Origin of the sequence: Thermobacillus sp. ZCTH02-B1 (assembly GCF_002159085.1) — a bacterium.
Taxonomy (GTDB): domain Bacteria; phylum Bacillota; class Bacilli; order Paenibacillales; family Paenibacillaceae; genus Thermobacillus.
On the sequence record NZ_LZRU01000012.1, the window covers coordinates 384,432 to 402,777 of the forward strand.

General features: G+C 64.7%; 16 protein-coding genes. 7 read left to right on the top strand and 9 right to left on the bottom strand.

The genetic code is table 11. From position 1 onward, the window contains the following. Positions 1-1,065 (top strand): S-methyl-5-thioribose-1-phosphate isomerase, encoded by a 1,065-nt coding sequence (gene mtnA, locus A9Z00_RS06700; protein WP_296975384.1) that lies wholly within the window; start codon positions 1-3, stop codon positions 1,063-1,065. Positions 1,066-1,112: 47 nt separating this feature from the next. Here the strand turns inward: mtnA and A9Z00_RS06705 are convergent, their stop codons facing one another. Beyond that, positions 1,113-1,463 (bottom strand): YunC family protein, encoded by a 351-nt coding sequence (locus A9Z00_RS06705; RefSeq protein WP_296975385.1) that lies wholly within the window; start codon positions 1,461-1,463, stop codon positions 1,113-1,115. A gap of 183 nt (positions 1,464-1,646) precedes the next feature. On the opposite strand from A9Z00_RS06705, the gene A9Z00_RS06710 reads away from it, so the two are divergent. Next, entirely contained in the window at positions 1,647-2,243 is a 597-nt protein-coding gene (locus A9Z00_RS06710; protein ID WP_296975386.1) for a hypothetical protein, read from the top strand. Positions 2,244-2,298: 55 nt separating this feature from the next. Here A9Z00_RS06710 and A9Z00_RS06715 read toward each other — a convergent pair whose 3' ends face one another. After that, positions 2,299-4,200: a putative bifunctional diguanylate cyclase/phosphodiesterase gene (locus A9Z00_RS06715; protein WP_296975387.1), complete on the bottom strand. Its 1,902-nt coding sequence runs from the start codon at positions 4,198-4,200 to the stop codon at positions 2,299-2,301. A 130-nt stretch (positions 4,201-4,330) separates the two neighbouring features. Continuing rightward, on the bottom strand, positions 4,331-4,732 hold the full coding sequence (locus A9Z00_RS06720) for a DUF423 domain-containing protein (RefSeq protein WP_296975388.1): 402 nt from the start codon (positions 4,730-4,732) through the stop codon (positions 4,331-4,333). A 69-nt stretch (positions 4,733-4,801) separates the two neighbouring features. Here A9Z00_RS06720 and A9Z00_RS06725 point away from each other — a divergent pair, with 69 nt between their 5' ends. Together A9Z00_RS06725 and yhbH are read left to right on the top strand one after the other, a co-directional pair. Then, positions 4,802-5,221 carry a hypothetical protein gene (locus A9Z00_RS06725; protein WP_296975389.1) on the top strand — a complete coding sequence of 140 codons (420 nt, stop codon included), beginning with the start codon at positions 4,802-4,804 and terminating at the stop codon, positions 5,219-5,221. 255 nt (positions 5,222-5,476) lie between these two features. After that, a complete protein-coding gene (gene yhbH, locus A9Z00_RS06730) occupies positions 5,477-6,634 on the top strand; it encodes a sporulation protein YhbH (RefSeq protein WP_296975390.1) in 1,158 nt (385 codons plus the stop codon). Between the two features lie 58 nt (positions 6,635-6,692). Here the strand turns inward: yhbH and A9Z00_RS06735 are convergent, their stop codons facing one another. The 4 genes from A9Z00_RS06735 to A9Z00_RS06750 all read right to left on the bottom strand — a co-directional run bounded on the left by A9Z00_RS06735 (position 6,693) and on the right by A9Z00_RS06750 (position 11,282). Further along, the gene (locus A9Z00_RS06735; protein WP_296975391.1) at positions 6,693-7,928 is read right to left on the bottom strand and encodes an MFS transporter; all 1,236 of its coding nucleotides are present in this window, start codon (positions 7,926-7,928) and stop codon (positions 6,693-6,695) included. A 277-nt stretch (positions 7,929-8,205) separates the two neighbouring features. Then, complete coding sequence (gene hflC / locus A9Z00_RS06740; RefSeq protein WP_296975392.1) at positions 8,206-9,075, bottom strand: protease modulator HflC; 870 nt, start codon at positions 9,073-9,075, stop codon at positions 8,206-8,208. Next, on the bottom strand, positions 9,072-10,160 hold the full coding sequence (gene hflK, locus A9Z00_RS06745) for an FtsH protease activity modulator HflK (protein ID WP_296975393.1): 1,089 nt from the start codon (positions 10,158-10,160) through the stop codon (positions 9,072-9,074). The genes hflC and hflK overlap by 4 nt, the downstream gene beginning before the upstream one ends. Before the next feature lie 102 nt (positions 10,161-10,262). Next, entirely contained in the window at positions 10,263-11,282 is a 1,020-nt protein-coding gene (locus A9Z00_RS06750) for a globin-coupled sensor protein (RefSeq protein WP_296975394.1), read from the bottom strand. Between the two features lie 182 nt (positions 11,283-11,464). On the opposite strand from A9Z00_RS06750, the gene A9Z00_RS06755 reads away from it, so the two are divergent. Next, on the top strand, positions 11,465-12,913 hold the full coding sequence (locus A9Z00_RS06755) for a SpoVR family protein (RefSeq protein WP_296975395.1): 1,449 nt from the start codon (positions 11,465-11,467) through the stop codon (positions 12,911-12,913). A gap of 120 nt (positions 12,914-13,033) precedes the next feature. On the opposite strand, the gene thrC is transcribed toward A9Z00_RS06755, so the two are convergent. Continuing rightward, on the bottom strand, positions 13,034-14,293 hold the full coding sequence (thrC, locus tag A9Z00_RS06760; RefSeq protein WP_296975396.1) for a threonine synthase: 1,260 nt from the start codon (positions 14,291-14,293) through the stop codon (positions 13,034-13,036). 123 nt (positions 14,294-14,416) lie between these two features. Here thrC and A9Z00_RS06765 point away from each other — a divergent pair, with 123 nt between their 5' ends. Together A9Z00_RS06765 and A9Z00_RS06770 are read left to right on the top strand one after the other, a co-directional pair. Next, a complete protein-coding gene (locus A9Z00_RS06765; RefSeq protein WP_296975397.1) occupies positions 14,417-15,325 on the top strand; it encodes a LysR family transcriptional regulator in 909 nt (302 codons plus the stop codon). A gap of 96 nt (positions 15,326-15,421) precedes the next feature. Beyond that, on the top strand, positions 15,422-16,195 hold the full coding sequence (locus A9Z00_RS06770) for a class I SAM-dependent methyltransferase (RefSeq protein ID WP_296975398.1): 774 nt from the start codon (positions 15,422-15,424) through the stop codon (positions 16,193-16,195). Between the two features lie 51 nt (positions 16,196-16,246). On the opposite strand, the gene A9Z00_RS06775 is transcribed toward A9Z00_RS06770, so the two are convergent. Continuing rightward, the gene (locus A9Z00_RS06775; protein WP_296975399.1) at positions 16,247-18,142 is read right to left on the bottom strand and encodes a PrkA family serine protein kinase; all 1,896 of its coding nucleotides are present in this window, start codon (positions 18,140-18,142) and stop codon (positions 16,247-16,249) included. Between the last annotated feature and the right edge of the window lie 204 nt (positions 18,143-18,346).

Consider the following 18,346-nt stretch of genomic DNA (forward strand, 5'->3'; position numbering starts at 1 on the left):
ATGAAGACGACGCATCAACCGCTGTCGCCGCTGAACTGGGCCGGCACGCATCTCGAACTGCTGGACCAGCGGCGGCTTCCCGAACATATCGAATACCTCAGGCTCACCACGCCGGAAGAAGTATGGGAGGCGATCCGCACCCTCGCCGTGCGCGGCGCGCCGGCGATCGGCATCGCCGCCGCCTACGGCGTTGCGCTCGGCGCCGCGAAGGCGGTTCACGAAAGCGCGGCCGCCTGGCTGGAAGCCGTCAGGCGCCATGCCGGGTACCTCGCCACCTCCCGTCCGACCGCCGTCAACCTGTTCTGGGCGCTCGACCGGATGACGAAGCGGGCCGAACGGCTTGCGGCAAGCGGCGCTTCCGCCGCCGAATGCCAGGAGGCGCTCGTCCGGGAAGCGAAGGCGATCCACGAGGAGGACATCGAGACGAACCGCCGGATCGGCGAGCACGCGCTCACGCTGCTCAAGGACGGCATGGGCGTCCTGACCCATTGCAACGCCGGCGCCCTCGCGACCGCAAAATACGGCACGGCGCTCGCACCGTTCTACCTCGCCGCCGAGCGGGGCATCCGGCTGAAGGTGTTCGCGGACGAGACGCGCCCCGTGCTGCAGGGAGCGCGGCTGACGGCGTTCGAGCTTCATCAGGCCGGCATCGACGTGACGCTCATCTGCGACAACATGGCCGCGGCGGTCATGCGCGCCGGCCGGGTCCAGGCCGTCATCGTCGGCGCCGACCGCGTCGCGGCGAACGGCGACGTCGCGAACAAGATCGGCACCTACGGCGTCGCCGTGCTCGCGAAGGCGCACGGCATCCCGTTCTACGTCGCCTGCCCGCTGTCGACGATCGACCTGAAAACGCCGACCGGTGCGGAGATTCCGATCGAGGAGCGGCCGGCGGAGGAAATCACCGAAGGCTTCGGCCGCAGGACGGCCCCGCACGGCGTCAAGGTCTACAACCCCGCCTTCGACGTGACACCCGCCGAATACGTCGATGCGATCATCACCGAGAAGGGCATCGTGCGCGCACCCTACGACGTGAACCTGCGCAGGCTGTTCGAGACGCAATGAAAACGGCAACGGCCGTTTCGGGCGAACTCCGCCCGAACGGCCGTTTTTCATTTTCCGGATGCGTGATCCCCCGTCCGTCCGGGCGAATCCGCCGACCCGGCCATTCGCTTCAGCGCGTCGGCACCGCGCATTCCCGGCCGGATGCCGAGCGCCTCGGCCGCGTGGGTCACCGACTCCAGCGGCGCCTCCATCAGCTCCTCCAATGTCCGCACCCCGACGGCCCGGCCCGCCACGATGCCGCGGTCGGCCAGCCGTTCGTTCAGCAGCGCCACGTCCAGCGCGCCGCACATGATATATCCGGTATCGGTCGCGATCGCAAGCAGCGTCGTCTTGGGCAGCTTCACTTCCACGCCCAGGGCGACGCCGCCCTCGAACGGCACGGGTACCAGCCGGATCATCGCGATCCCCCTCCGTCAGGTGATGTCACAATCCCTGCTTCCAACCTATGCCCATGGTCTGATGTTCGCGAGGGCAGGCGCCCCGTGCCCGTGACCGACGTCATTTTTTTTGGGATGAAATCTATGCCAAGGGTCCTGCTCGTGCTACAATAAATGAGCAGGAAAGGAAAGGTGCTTTTCGAGATGAGAAAGAACGATCAACAGATGGGGAGAAACCTGTACATATTCAACGTGGATCTGATGATTGAAGGCGACAGCAACGCGCTGGCGCTCGAACAACTCATTACCGCGCTGAACCGGTGCGATTTCGTCGACTACCGGATCATCTCCGGCATCGCGACTGGACGGCTCATTCAGCAGGTCACGCAGGGACCGCATCCCTTGCAGCCGGTTCCGATCCCGCCGGAGTTCGCGCACGCCCGCACGCCCGCGGCGCCTTCGACGGCCGTGCACCCGGCAGCCTCCGCCAAACCGTCCGCCGTTTCCGGGAAGCCCCAGGGAACGGCCCTGAAAGAAACGGACGGAAACGCGAAGGGAGACGCGCGGGAAAGCGGCTCCCCTTCCTGCATCGACGAAGCGATGGATCGCATCCGCGGGTACATCGCGGACAACCGGCTCGTCCGGTTGTCCGTCAACCGCGGCCGCGGCGTCAAGCTGAACGTCCCGTGCCGGATCATCAATCTGGACGAATCGACCTACAATGTCACGGTCTATCACGTGGACGAGAAGAAGGTCTACACCTTCGGCCTGTTCGAGATCGACGATTTCATCGAAGTCTAAAAAAAACCGGACAGCATGGGCCAATGCGCAAGGCCCGATGATTCGCAAGGCCCGGTCATTCCGCCCGTCCGTCGGCTTCGCGCAGCAGCGTTTCCGCCTGCTCCGACGGCACGGGCGGACTCCTGTAATAGCCCTGGAAGCCGTCGCAGCGATGGGACTTGAGGAACAGGAGCTGTTCCTCCGTCTCCACCCCCTCCGCGATGACCGACAGGTTGAGGTTGTGGGCCATCGCGATGATCGCCGCGACGATGGCCGCGTCGTTCGGATCCTGACGGATGTCGCGGACGAACGAACGGTCGATTTTCAGGCGGTGGATCGGAAAATTCTTCAGATGGTGAAACGAACTGTACCCCGTGCCGAAATCGTCGATGCTGATGCGCACGCCGAGCGCCGCCAGATCGAGCAGGCAGGCGGTCGCGTATTTCACGTCCATCGTCATCGACTCGGTGATCTCCAGCTCGAGATATTGCGGCTCGAGGCCCGTCTCGGCCAGCACGCGCTCGACCCGTTCCTTCAGGTTCCGCTGCAGGAACTGGCGCATCGACAGGTTGACGGACACCGGCACGGCCGGAAGCCCCGCTTCCTGCCAGGCCTTGTTCTGCCGGCACGCCTCGGCCAGCACCCAATCGCCGAGCTGCACGATCAGGCCGCTCTCCTCCGCGATCGGAATGAATTCGCCCGGCGGAATCATGCCCCGTTCGGGATGCTGCCAGCGGAGGAGCGCTTCCATGCCGATCAGCCGTCCCGATACGATCTCATACTGCGGCTGATAATACAGCCGGAAATCTCCGCGCGCGAGCGCGAGCTTCATCTCGTGCTGCATCGTCAGCCGCTCGAGCGAGGAGTTGTCCGCCTCCCCGGAGTAGAGCATGCAGCCGTTGCGCCCGTTGTCCTTCACCATCCCGAGCGCGATGTCGGCGTGCTTGATCACCGCGACCGGATCGCTGCCGGCCGCGGCCAGGGCGATGCCGATGCTGGCGCTCAGATGAAAGGGATGCCCCTGCAGCTCGAACGGCTCCTCCAGCAGCCGGAGCAGGAGCTGCGCCCGCTCCAGCGCTTCCGCTTCGGAGGCGACCTCGTCGTACAGGACGGCGAACTCGTCTCCCTCCATGCGCGCCGCGAGATCGTTGGTTCCCAGATTGCGGGAGAGCCGCTCCGCCACCTGCAGGAGCAGCATGTCGCCGAAATCCCTTCCGAACGAATCGTTCACCAGCTTGAACCGGTCCAGATCCAGATACAGCACCGCGGACCTGCTTCCGGACGGGCGCGGGCGGGAAAGCGCTTCCTCCAGGGTATTCATGAACAACCGCCGGTTCGGCAGACCGGTCATGTCGTCATAGTAAGCGAGATACCGGATCCGTTCCGAGCTTCGCTTCTGTTCCCCCAGATCCTGGACGAGCACGACGGCGCCGCGCTCGCCGTCCGCCAGCGGGCAGGGAGAGAGCGTGAGCCGCACCTCCATTTCATAACCGCTCTTGTGCAGCATCGGGAGCTCGGCCTGCCGCTTCTCCCCGGCGACCGCCCCCTTCAGCAGCTCGGCCAGTCTGCACCGGGAATCGCGGGCCGCGAGCTCCGACAGGCGCATCCCGTCCAATTCGGCGCGCTCGTACCCGTACAGATGCAGCATTGCATCGTTCGCATCCAGGACCCGTCCCTCCGCATCCGCGATGACGAGCGGAAACGGACCGTGCCGGAAAATCGTTTCGCCCGCGTTCCGGACCGACGCCTCTCCGGCGCCTTCCCGCTTCGGGCGTGACAGGGCAAGAACCGCTGATGCGACGAACCCGGTCGCGGCCGCCGCGGCTGTCGTCCAACCGGCTGCCTTGCCCGGCAAGAGCAGGGGGGCGAGCATGGCCCACGCCGCGATTGCTCCGATGATCCAGAGCACCGGGGCGGCGCCCGCGGTGGAGGAACTCCGCCGCAGCTTGCCTTCGCGGACCGGATCATGCAATGCCATTTGCGCGACCATCCTTCCCGACACGATAGGTTAGGGGGGTGACGGAAATATATATTTTACATTATAGCGGAAGTTTCCGGTTTCGGCATCTTTTTCGTAACGGAGATCACATGTTCCGGAATGAAAGCTGTCACCGTCCGTCGAATCGCTGCCGCCGGTCGCGCAGCAGCGCGGCGGCCGCAAGCCCCCAGGCCGTCACCCAGCAGACGCCGCCGAGCGGCGTGACCGCGCCGAGCCAGCCTGCGCCGGTCAGCACGAGCACGTACAGGCTGCCCGCGAACAGCCAGATCCCGGCCTGCAGGAGCCGCAGCGCCCAGGCCAGCAGCCGTTCGTCCGCCTCCCGGCGCCCGGAGACGAGCGCCGTCAGGATGAGCCCGAGCGCGTGATACATGTGATAGCGGGCGGCGGTCTCCCAGGTCGACATCGCGTCCGCCGCGATCCGCTCCTCCAGCACATGGGCGCCGAACGCGCCCAGCGCGACGGCCAGTCCCGCGTAGATTGCGCCGGCCGCGGCATGCCGCTTCCAGTTCATATTCCCACACCCATTCCGTAAAGTTATGGTATAATAGACACATTACGACATACGGGAGGATTCGGACAAGTGGATTCGACGCAAGGGCAAACGCCCGCATTTTCCCCCTCGCCGCCGGAGCGGGAGGACCGTCCGAAACATTCCGGTCCGGGCATCGCTTCCTTCATTCTCGGATTGATCAGCATCCTGGCGGTCATCATCGCGATCTTCATCATCGCCGCCGGGCTGGTCGATTACATCGACGAGAACGGCGTCTTCTTCATGCCCGACCCCGAAGAGCTCGCCGGGGATGCGTCGTTTCTGGGCGGCAGCCTGCTGTATCTCCTCGGCGTGCTGATCGCCTTCGTCGGCGTCGTGCTCGGGATCGTCGGCTGCGTCATCCGGAACCGGCGCCGCGTCTTTGCGATCCTCGGCCTCGTCCTGAACGGCCTGGTCGCGGTCGGCACGATCCTCTCGACCCTGCTCGGCCTCCTCGCGCAAACGCAATAATCCGGACGCATCGGGCGGCCTCGCGCGGGGCCGCCCGATCCGCCCCAGGCGCTTCACTCCCACTATAGCGGACCGGAAGCCCCGGCGGCAAATCGCCGCTCCCGGCCCCCGCCCTTTTGTTCCCCGCATCCCGCTCCACATGGCCGGCAGGCGCCGGATTGGGCAAGCCCCCCATCACATAACCGCGTCCGCCGCGAATATGAATAGTTATGGAGAAACCATACGGCAGGCTGCCGATGCGGGAGGTGCGGGCCCATGCGGGACGCCGTCCGGCCGACGTTCATCGTGTCCCGGGAAGACTGGTCGCTGCATCGCAAAGGCTATCAGGACCAGGCGAGGCACCAGGAGAAAGTGCGCGAAGCGATCCGCCGGAACTTGCCGGATCTGGTGTCCGAAGAGAGCATCATCCTGTCGGACGGCAAGCAGATCATCAAGGTGCCGATCCGCAGCCTGGACGAGTACCGGTTCATCTACAATTACAACAAGAGCCGGCACGTCGGCCAGGGAGACGGCTCGAGCTCGGTCGGCGACATCGTCGGCGTCGATCCTTCGGGTGCCGGCGGCAAGGGGGAAGGCGCGGGCGACCAGCCCGGCGAGGACGTGATCGAGGCGGAAGTGACGCTCGAGGAGATCGAGACGATGCTGTTCGAAGAGCTCGAGCTTCCCTTCCTGAGCCCGAAGGACAAGAACCGGCTGGAAACGAAGGACATCCGGTTCAACGACGTCCGCAAGAAAGGCATCATGGCCAACATCGACAAAAAGCGGACGATCCTCGAGAACCTGCGCCGCAACGCGCTCAGGGGCAAGCGGGGCATCGGCGGCATATCGCCCGAGGATCTGCGCTACAAGACCTGGGAAGAGATCGTGCAGCCGACCTCGAACGCCGTCGTGCTCGCGATGATGGACACCTCGGGCTCGATGGGCAGCTTCGAGAAATACGTCGCGCGCACGTTTTTCTTCTGGATGACCCGATTCCTCAGGCACCGCTACGAGAACGTCGAGATCGTGTTCATCGCGCACCATACGGAAGCAAAGGAAGTGACGGAGGAGGAATTCTTCAACCGCGGCGAAAGCGGGGGCACGATCTGCTCCTCCGCCTACGCGAAGGCGCTCGAGATCATCGATTCCCGGTACCCGCCGTCCCAATACAACATCTACCCGTTCCATTTCTCCGACGGCGACAACCTGACGAGCGACAACGAGCGCTGCGTGAAGCTGATCGGCGAGCTGCTCGAGCGGGCGAACATGTTCGGCTACGGCGAAGTGAACCAGTACAACCGGTCAAGCACCCTGATGTCGGCCTACAAGCACATCACATACCCGCGCTTCCTCTATTACGTCATCCGCGAAAAAAACGAAGTCTACGCCGCGCTCAAATCGTTCTTCCACCGCCGCGAGCAGCCCGCCGTATGAGGGACGTCCGAAACGCGCAAAGCCGCAGACCCGCAAGGGGCCTGCGGCTTTTGCCGTCTCATGCTTCGGATGTCCGCCTGCCGAGCAGCAGGAAGAGCAGGACGCCGGCCCAGCCGAAGAGCGCGGCGGCGCCCAGCAGAACGGACATCGGCAGCCCGGCGCCGGAGAGCGCCGTCGACAGGAGCGGGCCGATCGTGCCGCGGATACCGAACAGCATCATGTGCAGGCCGAAGGCCACGGCCTCCCGTCCCGGCGCGAGCCGGAAGACGTACGTCATGAACCCGATGTCCCAAATCGCGTCGCCGACGGCGAGAATCGCGCTGCCCGCGAGGACGGCCGGATAGCTCTCGAACATCGCGTACAGCGCCGGTACGGCCGAGAACGCGGCGAGGCCCCAGATGACCGTGCGCCGCGCCGAGAACCGGTCGATCACCCAGCCGACGACGAGATAGGACGCGAGCAGGCAGACATAGTACACGATCCGCGCCCAGCCGATCTCCACGTTCGAGAGCGCCAGCCGGTCCACCTGGATGATCTGGTAGAGCGGCTGGGACGCGATGTTGCAGAAACCGGTGAGCGTCGTGGCGAACAGGAACAGGCCGAGCTCCCGGCTCTCGCGCACGAGGCGCCACTGGTTCCCGAATCCCCCGCGCCGAAGCCCCGCGGAGGCCAGGCCGCCGGAAGCGGCGTTTGCCGGCACCGTCTCCCGGATCCCGGTGAAGATGAGGATCGACAGGACGCCGAGCACGGAGGCGGACGCGAGCGGCCCGCCCGAACCCGCCTTGTCCATCCACCAGCCGACGAGGTACGCCATCGGGATCATGAGCAGGACCATCGCGACGCGGACGTTGCCCATGAGCCGGCCGCGGTGGCGCGGCGGATACATCCGCGGAATGAGCGCGGCGTAGGCGGGCGCCTGCACCCCCATCAGCAGCTGGAAGGCGAGCGCGACCGCGACGAAGACGGCCGGCGTGCCGAAGAACGCCGGCAGGAGGATGAGCGTGCGCCCGATCAGGTTCGGCCAGATCATGTACGGGCGCGGGTTCTGCGAGCGCTCGATGAGCGAGGCCCAGATCGGCGACAGCATCAGGCCGACCGCCGGCGCCGCCGCCAGCAGCCCGGCCTGGAAGTCGGTCGCGCCGGCCCTCAGCGCCATCGTGAGATAGAACTGGTTGATGACGACGTTGAAAAAAGCAAACAGCAGCGCCGCCGACGTGTCAACCCGGAAATTGTGCCAGGCGTCCGGCCCGAGTTCCAGCCTGACCTGCTCCAGCGCGCCGCGCAGTTTCCTCATGGCGAATCCCTTCTGCCTCTCCCCGAAACGTTTGCGTTGGTTGTCCGACTCCACCCATTCTACTACACGTCCCGCAAAATAAACAGACGGATTTCGACTTTTTGTCGCAAATTCCGACGGCTTGCGGACGAACGGTCCCGGACCGCCGCCGATCCCCGGCCGGCCGGCCGCGAACGGCCGCCGCGACGAAACCGCCGATGAAGGCTTCATCCCGCGCGTCCGCACATCGCAGAACGGCCGTCCGGAAGCGGCGCTTCCGGACGGCCGTCGATCAGGGTCATTCGCCCAGCAGCAGGCGGGCATATGGCGAATCGATCGGAATCATGATGACCGGTTCGCCCTCGAACGTCTTCACATAGCTTTCCAGCGTGCGGTACAGCTCGTAAAATTCCGGATCCTTGCCGTACGCCTCGTTGTAGATGCGGGCCGCTTCCTGTTCCCCTTCCGCGATGATCTTCTTCGCCCGCGCCTCGGCCTCGGCGATGAGCTCCTTCGCCTGGCGGTCGGCGTTCGACGTGATCTTGCGCGATTCCTCGTCGCCCTCGGACAGATAGCCCGCGGCGATCGACTGCCGGTCCGAGATCATCCGGTTGTAGACGGATTCCTTGTTCTCCGGCGGCAGGTCGGTCCGCTTGATCCGGACGTCGATGATCTCGATCCCGTAGCCCTGGTTCACCGCGACGTCGGACACGATCTTCGTGATCTCGGCGTTCAGGTCGCCGCGCGCCGTGTTCTCGCTGATGATGCTGCCGTATTCGATCTCCGAGAGCTTCCGCCGCACCGCGTTGTACACGGCGTCGGAAATCCGGCTCTCCGCGTTCGATACCGTGTTCAGGGAGCGCAGGAACTGCTGGGGATTGCTGATCCGCCAAACCGTATAGTTGTCGACGATGATCGGCTTCTTGTCGTTCGTCAGGATCAGGGTCGGCTCGCTGTCGTAAATCTTCTGGTACTTCGGCAGCGTGCGCACCGACTCGACGAACGGCATCTTGAACTTGATGCCGGGCTCGGAATGGATGCGCGTCGCTTCGCCGAAGCGGAGCACGACCTTGTATTCCCCTTCCCGCACGATGAACAGCGATCCGGACAGGACGATGACGATGAGCAGGAGACCGAGCCCGATCAGCAAGGCTCCGCGCGCCTTCATCGCGATTCGCCCCCTTCCGTCTGACCGGCGGATGCGCCCGCCGCGCCGCCTGACGATGCGGCCGGGCCCGCGGACGCGCCCGGCGACGAGCCGGAGGCGCCGCTCCGCGCGCGGCTCAAGAGTTGGTCAAGCGGCAAATATTGCACCGTATGGCCGTTGCCGTCCGTGATGATGATCTTCGCGTTCGGCAGAATCCGCTCGAGCGTCTCGAGCACGAGCCGCTTCTTCGTCACTTCCGGGTTCTTCGCGTATTCCTCGTAGATCGCGTTGAACTTCGCGACGTCGCCCTCCGCGTTCAGGATGCGGGCGCGCTTCTCCGCCTCCGCCGCCTCGATGATCGCCTGCGCCTCGCCCCGGGCCTTCGGCAGCCGGTCGTTCACGTAACGCTGCGCCTGGTTGATCTTCGTGTTTTTCTCCTCGCGGGCGTTCGTCACTTCCTTGAACGCCTGCTGCACCTCGCCCTCCGGCGGCTCGATGTCCTGGAACTTCACGTCGCTGATGAAAATGCCCGTGTCATACGCGCGCATCAGTTCCTCGAGCTTCTGCTTCACTTCGTTCTGGATCACGGTCTTCCCGTCGGTGATCGCGTAATCGAGCTTCGTCGACCCGATGACCGATCGGATGGCGGCGCTCGCCGCGTTGCGCAGGAAGCGCTCCGGATCCTCGATGTTATACAGATAGGCGCGAACGTCCGATATTTTCCATTCCACGACGGCGTCCGCGTGCACGATGTTCTCGTCGCCCGTGATCATGAGCGCCTCTTCCTCGACGACGCGGAACTGCCCGTTCTCATCCTCGCGGTAGCCGATCTGAAGCTTCTGCGTCAGATTGGCCGGCACCTTCACAACCTGTTGGATCGGATACGGCAGCTTGAAATGCAGCCCCGGCTCCTCCTGCGTCTCGGTGTAACGGCCGAAGGTCAGGATGGCCGCCCGCTCCTGCTCCTCCACCGTATAGAAACAGGTGGAGCCGACGAGCAGCACGAGCACGACGGCCGCGCCGACCGCGATTTGCTTCCAAAACCCCGGAGGCAGATGGATCTGCTTGCGCGTCCTGCCGTCCAGACCGCCCTTGTAGACTTCCATCGGTTCGCTTCCCCCTCCCTGTCTGTGTGGTCCGCATGCTCCTTATACGATACGAAGGCCGGAGGCGTTTCAACGCGCTCCGGCCTTGGACGGGCCGCCCGGTCAAATCGTCGCCGCGGCGGCCTGATCTTTGAGCGATTCCAGCTCCTTCGCCACGCGCTCGATCATCTGCACATAGGCGCTCAGCTCTTCGGCGATCTCCGCCTGCCGCATCGCGCGGGCGGAGGATTGCTCCGCCATTTCGACCGCCGTCCGGATCGTCTGGCGGATATGGTCCAGCTTCCGATGCACCGTATCGAGCGATTCCTTCGACGATGCCGCCAGCTTGCGCACCTCTCCCGCGACGATGCTGAAGCCCCGGCCGTACTCGCCGGCACGGGCCGCCTCGATCGCCGCGTTCAGCCCGAGCAGGTGCGTTCGGTCCGACAGCTCCCGCATGACGGAGCCGATCTCCACCACTTCGTGAACCTCGGTCTCCAGCGCCCGGATCGACCCGCCCGTCCGCTCCTGGGCGTGCGCCGCTTCCCGCGCATTTTCGGCCACCGCCCGGCTGCTCCTCGAGAGCTCGTTCATCATGGCGGACAGCTCCTGCACCGACGACGTGATGACGCGCAGCATGCCGCCGCGCTCCTCGGCCAGACGATCGATCTTGGCCTTCTCCTCCTCCTGGTAGACTTCCAGGACGATCTGGGAATCGAGATTGAACGTTTTGGACAGCGACAGCGTCACATCCATCCAGTCATCGGGGCAGACCTGCTTCAGGTGCCGGATCGCCAGATCCAGATAGATCATGTATGTACCCAGATACCAGCCCGTGGTCAGACCGATCCGCGCGTGGACGCGGCCGATCTGCATCCGTCTGGAAATGTAAGCGTCATCAATTTCCCGCGTGCACGTTGACATGAAATATTGGCGCTGCGTCATCTTCAGGCGCCCGACCGTGCTGTGCCGCTCGATGATCGCCTTCAGTTCCGGACGCGCCAGAATGCGCCGGTACAGCTCGTCCGTCACGGCGTCCGCGATCCTGTCGAACTCCGCCGTCCTGCTGTGCAGCAGGGCCGTGTCCGCATCCGTGAGCCCGATGTAGTCGACCATTTCCTTCCATTTCGGTGACAATTTCATGAATTTTCGCCTCCTCCTCTGAAATTTGATTATAGTCGACTTAAAAAAGACGAAAAGACATCACCATTTTTCCCGATCATTCTCCCGTCGTCATACCCGCCTTGCGGCTTCATAGAATGAATTATCAAGTTGCCGGCCGCCGCCCGATGGCGGCCGGACAGCCTTCAGGGGAGGGATGCGGCATGAATCAGGACGAGATCAAGGCGCTCGAGCGGGCCATCGAAGAGATCACCGAGATCGCCCGCGGGTTCGGCCTCGATTTCTACCCGATGCGGTTCGAGATCGTGCCGGCGGACATCATGTACACGTTCGGCGCGTACGGCATGCCGACGCGCTTCAGCCACTGGAGCTTCGGCAAGATGTTCCGGAAGATGAAGATGCAGTACGATTACGGCCTGAGCAAAATCTACGAGCTCGTCATCAATTCCGACCCGTGCTACGCGTTCCTGCTCGAGGGCAATACGCTCGTCCAGAACAAACTGATCGTCGCGCACGTCCTCGCCCACTGCGACTTCTTCAAGAACAACGCCCGCTTCAGCAGGACGAACCGCGACATGATCGAGAGCATGTCGGCGGCGGCCGAGCGCATCCGCCGCTACGAACTCGAGCACGGCGCCGAAGAGGTCGAGCAGTTCCTCGACGCCGTCCTCGCGATCCAGGAGCATATCGACCCGTCGCTCATCCGTCCGTACGGCCTCGACAAGAAGCGGTACATCGAGATGCTGAAGAAGGAGCAGGAGCGGGAAGCGGAGCGCGCGGCCCGGCGGAAGACGCCGTACGACGACCTGTGGGAGCTCGACGAGCGGGGGAAGGAGAAGCGGGAAGAACCGGAACCGGAGCCGCAGCGCGTCTTTCCGCCGAAGCCGGAGAAGGACGTCGTCTGGTTCATCGAGGAATACTCGACCGTGCTCGAAGACTGGCAGCGCGACATCATGTCGATCATCCGCGAAGAAATGCTCTACTTCTGGCCGCAGATCGAGACGAAGATCATGAACGAGGGCTGGGCGACCTACTGGCACCAGCGGATCATGCGGGAACTGGATCTCACGAGCGACGAGACGATCGAGTACGCGAAGCTGAACGCGTCCGTGACCGCGCCGTCGCGCCGCAGCCTGAACCCGTACTTCCTGGGATTGAAGATCTTCGAGGACATCGAGAAGCGGTGGGACCATCCGACGAAGGAGGAACAGGAGCGGTACGGACGGAAGCCGGGGCAGGGGCGGGAGAAAATTTTTGAGGTGCGCGAGAACGACTCCGACATCTCCTTCCTGCGCAACTATCTGACGAAGGATCTCGTGAAGGAGCTCGACCTGTATATTTTCGAAAAAAAGGGGCAGGAGTGGCGCATCACCGACAAATCGTGGGAAGCGATCCGCGACCAGCTCGTCAACTCGAGGGTGAACGGCGGCTTCCCGTACATCGTCGTCACCGACGGCGACTACAACCGGGCGGGCGAACTGTACCTGACCCATCGCTACGAGGGCGTCGAGCTCGATCTGAAATACCTCGAGAAGACGCTGCCGTACGTCCACAGGCTCTGGGGCCGGACGGTCCATCTCGAGACCGTCGTCGAAGACAAACCGATCGTGTTCAGCTGCGACGGCAAGAAGGTGACGAGAAGGTTTTTGTGAACGTTCGGAATTCCGGCCGCCCCGCTGACGGCGAACAGGCTCCTCCCGGGAGAGGGCGGGTCCAAGCCCCCGTCTCTCCGGGCGGAGCCTGTCCGTTTTGGCGGAACGCGGTGCCCGCGGTTACGCCCGCGCCGGCGTCCGCGCGGCGAGCCGGGCGAGCAGCTCTTCGGGCGGGATCGGCCGCCGCGCGTCTTCCGTCTCGAGCGGCCGGATCGCATCCGGATCCTTCAGCAGATGGCCGGTCAGCACGACGAGCGCCGTCTCGTCCCGGCCGATCACGCCGTCTTCGGCCAGCTTCCGGAGCCCCGCCAGCCCGGCGGCCGCGGCGGGCTCGCAGCCGATGCCGACGCGGTCGATGACCCGCTTCGCGGCCATGATCTCGTCGTCGCTCACGGCGCAGGTGACGCCGTTCGTTTCGCGCAGGACGCGGGCCGCCTTGCGCCAGCTCGGCGGATTCCCGATGCGGATCGCCGACGCGGCCGTCCGCGGCGCCGGCTCGGGGACAAGCGTGTCGCCGCCCGAGGCGATCATCCGGTGGAACGGGCTCGCCCCCTCCGCCTGCACGACCGCGATGCGCGGCACCCGGTCGATCAGCCCGATCGCCTTCATCTCGAGCAGCCCCTTCCCGACCGCGGACGCGTTGCTGAGCGCGCCGCCGGGCAGCACGACCCAGTCGGGCAGCGACCAGCCGAGCTGGTGCGCCGCCTCGATGATCATGCTCTTCTGCCCCTCGATCCGGAACGGATTCACCGAATTGCACACATAGAGCCCGAGCGACGCGCCGTAACGGTTCAGCAGCCGGACGCCGGCGTCGTAGCCGCCCTCGAGCGCGTACACCTCCGCGCCGTAAGCATACGTCTGCGCCAGCTTGCCGGACGCGACGCCCCCCGGCGGCACGAGCACGACGCAGCGCAGGCCCGCCCGGGCCGCGTACATCGCGAGCGACGACGACGTGTTGCCGGTCGACGCGCACGCGACGGCCCGGCACCCCGCGGCGACGCCGCGCGAGACGGCCGCGGTCATCCCGTTGTCCTTGAACGACCCGCTCGGGTTCTCCCCCTGCGCCTTCAGCCAGACCCGCCGGACGCCCGCGTGGCGCGCCGCCGGCCCGCAGTCGTAGAGGCCCGTGTTGCCTTCGCCGCGCGTCACGATGTGCGCCTCGTCGAGCACGGGATCGATCAGCTCCTTGTACCGCCAGACGCCGCTCGCGTACGGCCCCGTCCTGAACATGAGCCGCGCGTCGAACAGCGCCTTCAGCTTCTCCGCGTCCGCCCCCCTGAAATCATGCCGCACCTCCGTGAGACCGCCGCATTCGCAGCCCATCGGAAATGGGCGCTCCACACTCCGAACCTTTCCGCATTCGATGCAGACCAGTTCCATCCGCGCATCGCCTCCCGCATGGTGCTGATTTCACCATAGCGGAAAACGAATGATAAGTATAATATATTATTTGGATATTTACATAATTTCAGTTTATGAATTTGGGAAAAGGAGGTCGCCGCCGTGAACCTGCACGCCCTTCGCCTGTTCCATGCGGTCGCCGAGACGGGGAGCGTGACGCGCGCCGCCGGGCGGCTGCACATCAGCCAGCCGGCCGTCACGGCGCAGATCCGGAAGCTCGAGTCCGAGCTGAATGTGAGCCTGCTCGAGGCGGACGGCCGCGGCGTCCGGCTGACCGAAGCCGGCCGGATGCTCGCCGAACGCGCCGCGCGGCTGTTCAGCCTGGAGGCCGACATCGGGCGGATGCTCGCCGCATACCGGGAGGGCCGGTCCGGCCTCGTCCGCATCGCCGCCACGTACCTGCCGGCGAACCATCTGCTGCCCGGGCCGCTCGCCGCGTTCCTGGACGGACGCACCGACGTCGAGCTGAGGCTGACGACGGTCAACTCGAAGACGGCGTTCGACCTCCTGCTCCGCTGCGAGGCCGACTTCGCGGTCGTCGGCGGCGGGCGGTCGGCGCCCGACGGCCTCGAACGCATCCCGCTCCTCGAAGATGCGATGCGGTTCGCCGCGCCGCCCGGTCATCCGCTGGCGGGCCGTTCGGCTTCCCTCGCCGAGGTCGTGCGATGGCCGTTCGTCCTGCGGGAAGAGGGCAGCTCGACGCGCGAGAAGCTGTTCGCCTGCTGCCGGGCGCTCAACGCGGATCCGCCCCGGGCGGCCCTCACGGCCAGCGGCCCGTACGAGACGATCCGCGCCGTGAAGGCCGGCTGCGGCATCGCGTTCGTCTCCGCCCTCGAGATCCGGGACGAACTCGCCCGCGGCGAACTTGCCGTTATCGACGTGCCGGACGTCGCCGTCGTCAACCCGATCGCCCTCTACACACGGCGGGACGAGCCGCTCCCGCCCGCGGCCCGCCTGTGCCTGGACCACATCCTCTCGGCGTTCGGCAAGACCGGGTGCCGTTCCGGGTGATCCGCCGACCGCCGCAAGCGCCGTTTGCAAATTCCGCAAAACGGCTATCATGATTGCCGTTATACTGCCATTATCCGGAACGGGAGAGGCGAGACCATGGACCTTTTCGAGCGGGTCAAGCGCGCATGCGCGAAGCAGGCCGCGCGCTTCTCCGATGCGAAGTCGAACCGGGCCAACGAGCGCTACATCCGCTGGATTCTCGACAGCCTGCCCGCCGCGCCGGGCGGCGAAGCGCTCGACGTCGCCGCCGGCACGGGCATCCTGTCCCGCGCGCTGGCCGGGCGATTCGCGCGCGTCACCGCGATCGACCTGTCCGTGGACATGCTTCAACAGGGCAGGTTCGAGACGGAGCGGGCGGGGATCGGCAACCTCGCGTTCGCGGAAGGGAACGCGGAGCGGCTCCCTTTCGCGGACGGCTCGTTCGATCTCGTTATGTCGCGGTTCGCGTTTCACCATTTTCCCGATCCGGCCGCGGTGCTGAGGGAGATGGGGCGGGTATGCCGGGAGGCCGGAACGGTGGCCGTCGTCGACATCGTTGCGCCGGACGATCCCGAACTGAAACGTTCGTACAACCGGTACGAGCGGCTGCGGGACCCGTCGCACGCGGAGGCGCTGGGCAGGGCGGAGCTTGCGGCGCTGTTCCGCGAAGCGGGGCTTGCCGTGGAGATCGCGGAAGGGATCGACGTGCCGGTCGACTTCGACCGCTGGATCCGCCTGACCGGGACGGACGAGCGAACGGCGGAGGAGATCCGCTTCGACCTGGAGGCGGAGCTTGCGGGCGGTCCGCCGACCGGCATGCGGCCGTTCGTGCAGGACGGCCGGCTGCACTTCACCCACGCCTACTGCAAGGTGATCGCCCGCAAAACATGAACGAATCCCCGCCGGGCCCCGTTCGAAGCCCGCGGGGATTCGCCGCTTCCGTCACCGATTCAGCAGGCTGCCGACGTAGCGCAGCAGCTCGTTCGCGCAGATCGGGCAATAGCCGTGCTCGTCGATCAGCCGCTTCGTCACCTCGTTGATCCGCTTGAGCTGCGTCTCGTCCGGCGTCTTCGTCGTCGTCGTGATCTTCACGATGTCCTTCAGATCGGCGAACAGCTTTTTCTCGATCGCCTCGCGCAGCCGCTCGTGGCTCTTGTAGTCGAACTTCTTGCCGCGGCGCGAATACGACGACATGCGGATCAGGATCTCCTCGCGGAACGCCTTCTTCGCGTTCTCCGAGATGCCGATCTGCTCCTCGATCGACCGCATCAGCCGCTCGTCGGGGTCGAGCTCCTCGCCGGTGAGCGGATCCTTGATCTTCGTCCAGTTGCAGTACGCCTCGATGTTGTCGAGATAGTTCTCGAACAGCGTCTTCGCCGATTCCTCGAACGAATAGACGAACGCCTTCTGCACTTCCTTCTTCGCGAGATTGTCGTATTCCTGACGGGCGATCGAGAGGAAGTTCAGATACCGCTCGCGCTCCTCCTTCGTGAGCGAGGGATTCTGGTCGATCCCCTCCTTGAGCGCCCGCAGCACATCGAGGGCGTTGATGCAGGCGAGATCCTGCCGGATGAGCGCGCTCGAGATCCGGTTGATGACGTGGCGCGGGTCGATGCCCGACATTCCTTCCTCGAGATATTCCTCCTGCAGTTCCTTGAGATCGGCTTCCTTGAAACCTTCGACCTCTTCCCCGTCGTACATCCGCATCTTCTTGACGAGGTCCATCCCCTGCTTCTTCGATTCCTTCAGCCGGGTGAGAATCGTGAAGATTGCGGCGGCGCGCAGCGTGTGCGGAGCGATGTGGATGTCCTTCATGTCGCTCTGGGCGATCAGCTTCGCGTAGATCTTCTCCTCCTCCGACACCTTCAGGTTGTACGGAATCGGCATCACGATCATGCGAGACTGAAGCGCCTCGTTCTTCTTGTTCGCGATGAACGCCTTGTATTCCGCCTCGTTCGTATGGGCGATGATCAGCTCGTCGGCCGAAATGAGCGCGAACCGGCCCGCCTTGAAGTTCCCTTCCTGCGTCAGCGAGAGCAGGTGCCACAGGAATTTCTCGTCGCACTTGAGCATCTCCTGGAACTCCATGATGCCCCGGTTCGCCTTGTTCAGCTCGCCATCGAACCGGTACGCGCGCGGGTCCGACTCCGAACCGTATTCCGTGATCGTGGAGAAGTCGATGCTCCCGGTCAGATCCGCGATGTCCTGCGACTTCGGGTCGGACGGGCTGAACGTGCCGATGCCGACGCGGTTCTCCTCCGAAATGATCACCCGCTCGACCAGGACTTTCTCGATGTCGCCGTTGTACTCGGTCTTCAGCCGCATCGCGCACGAGGGGCACAGGTTGCCCTCGATCCGGACGCCCAGCTCCTTCTCGACCTCCGGCCGAAGCTCGTGCGGGATCAGGTGAAGCGGCTCCTCGTGCATCGGACAGCCCTTGATCGCGTAGACGGCGCCTTTGTCCGTCTTCGAGAACTGCTCGAGCCCGCGCTTCAGCATTGTCACGATCGTCGACTTGCCGCCGCTCACCGGCCCCATCAGGAGCAGGATCCGCTTGCGCACGTCAAGCCGCTTCGCGGCGGAGTGGAAATACTCCTCGACCAGCCGCTCGAGCGCCCGGTCCAATCCGAAAAGTTCCTTTTCAAAAAACTTGTATCGCTTGCGGCCATTGACTTCTTCCACGCCGTGGGAGATCAGCATTTCGTAGACCCGCGCGTGCGCCGTCATGGCCGGCGACGGATCCTTGCGCAGCAGTTCGATGTAATCGCGGAACGTCCCGGTCCATTTCAGCTTCTCTTCCTCTGCTTTGTATTCCGCGATCCGCTTGAAAATATCCACAGCCGCACCTCCTCCCGACAATCGCCTTTCCGCCGATTCCGTGCCGCCGCGGAAGTCACTTTTCGGATTCGGGCCCGCCCCGCCTGCGGTGCGCCGCCCGTCACCACGCTGAAGTAGTACATAGATATGCATGGCCGCAGCCGAAATTGCTCCATATTTCCTTCGTCGATGATCCGCGATGCGCCCGGTTTCCCCCGCACCGCG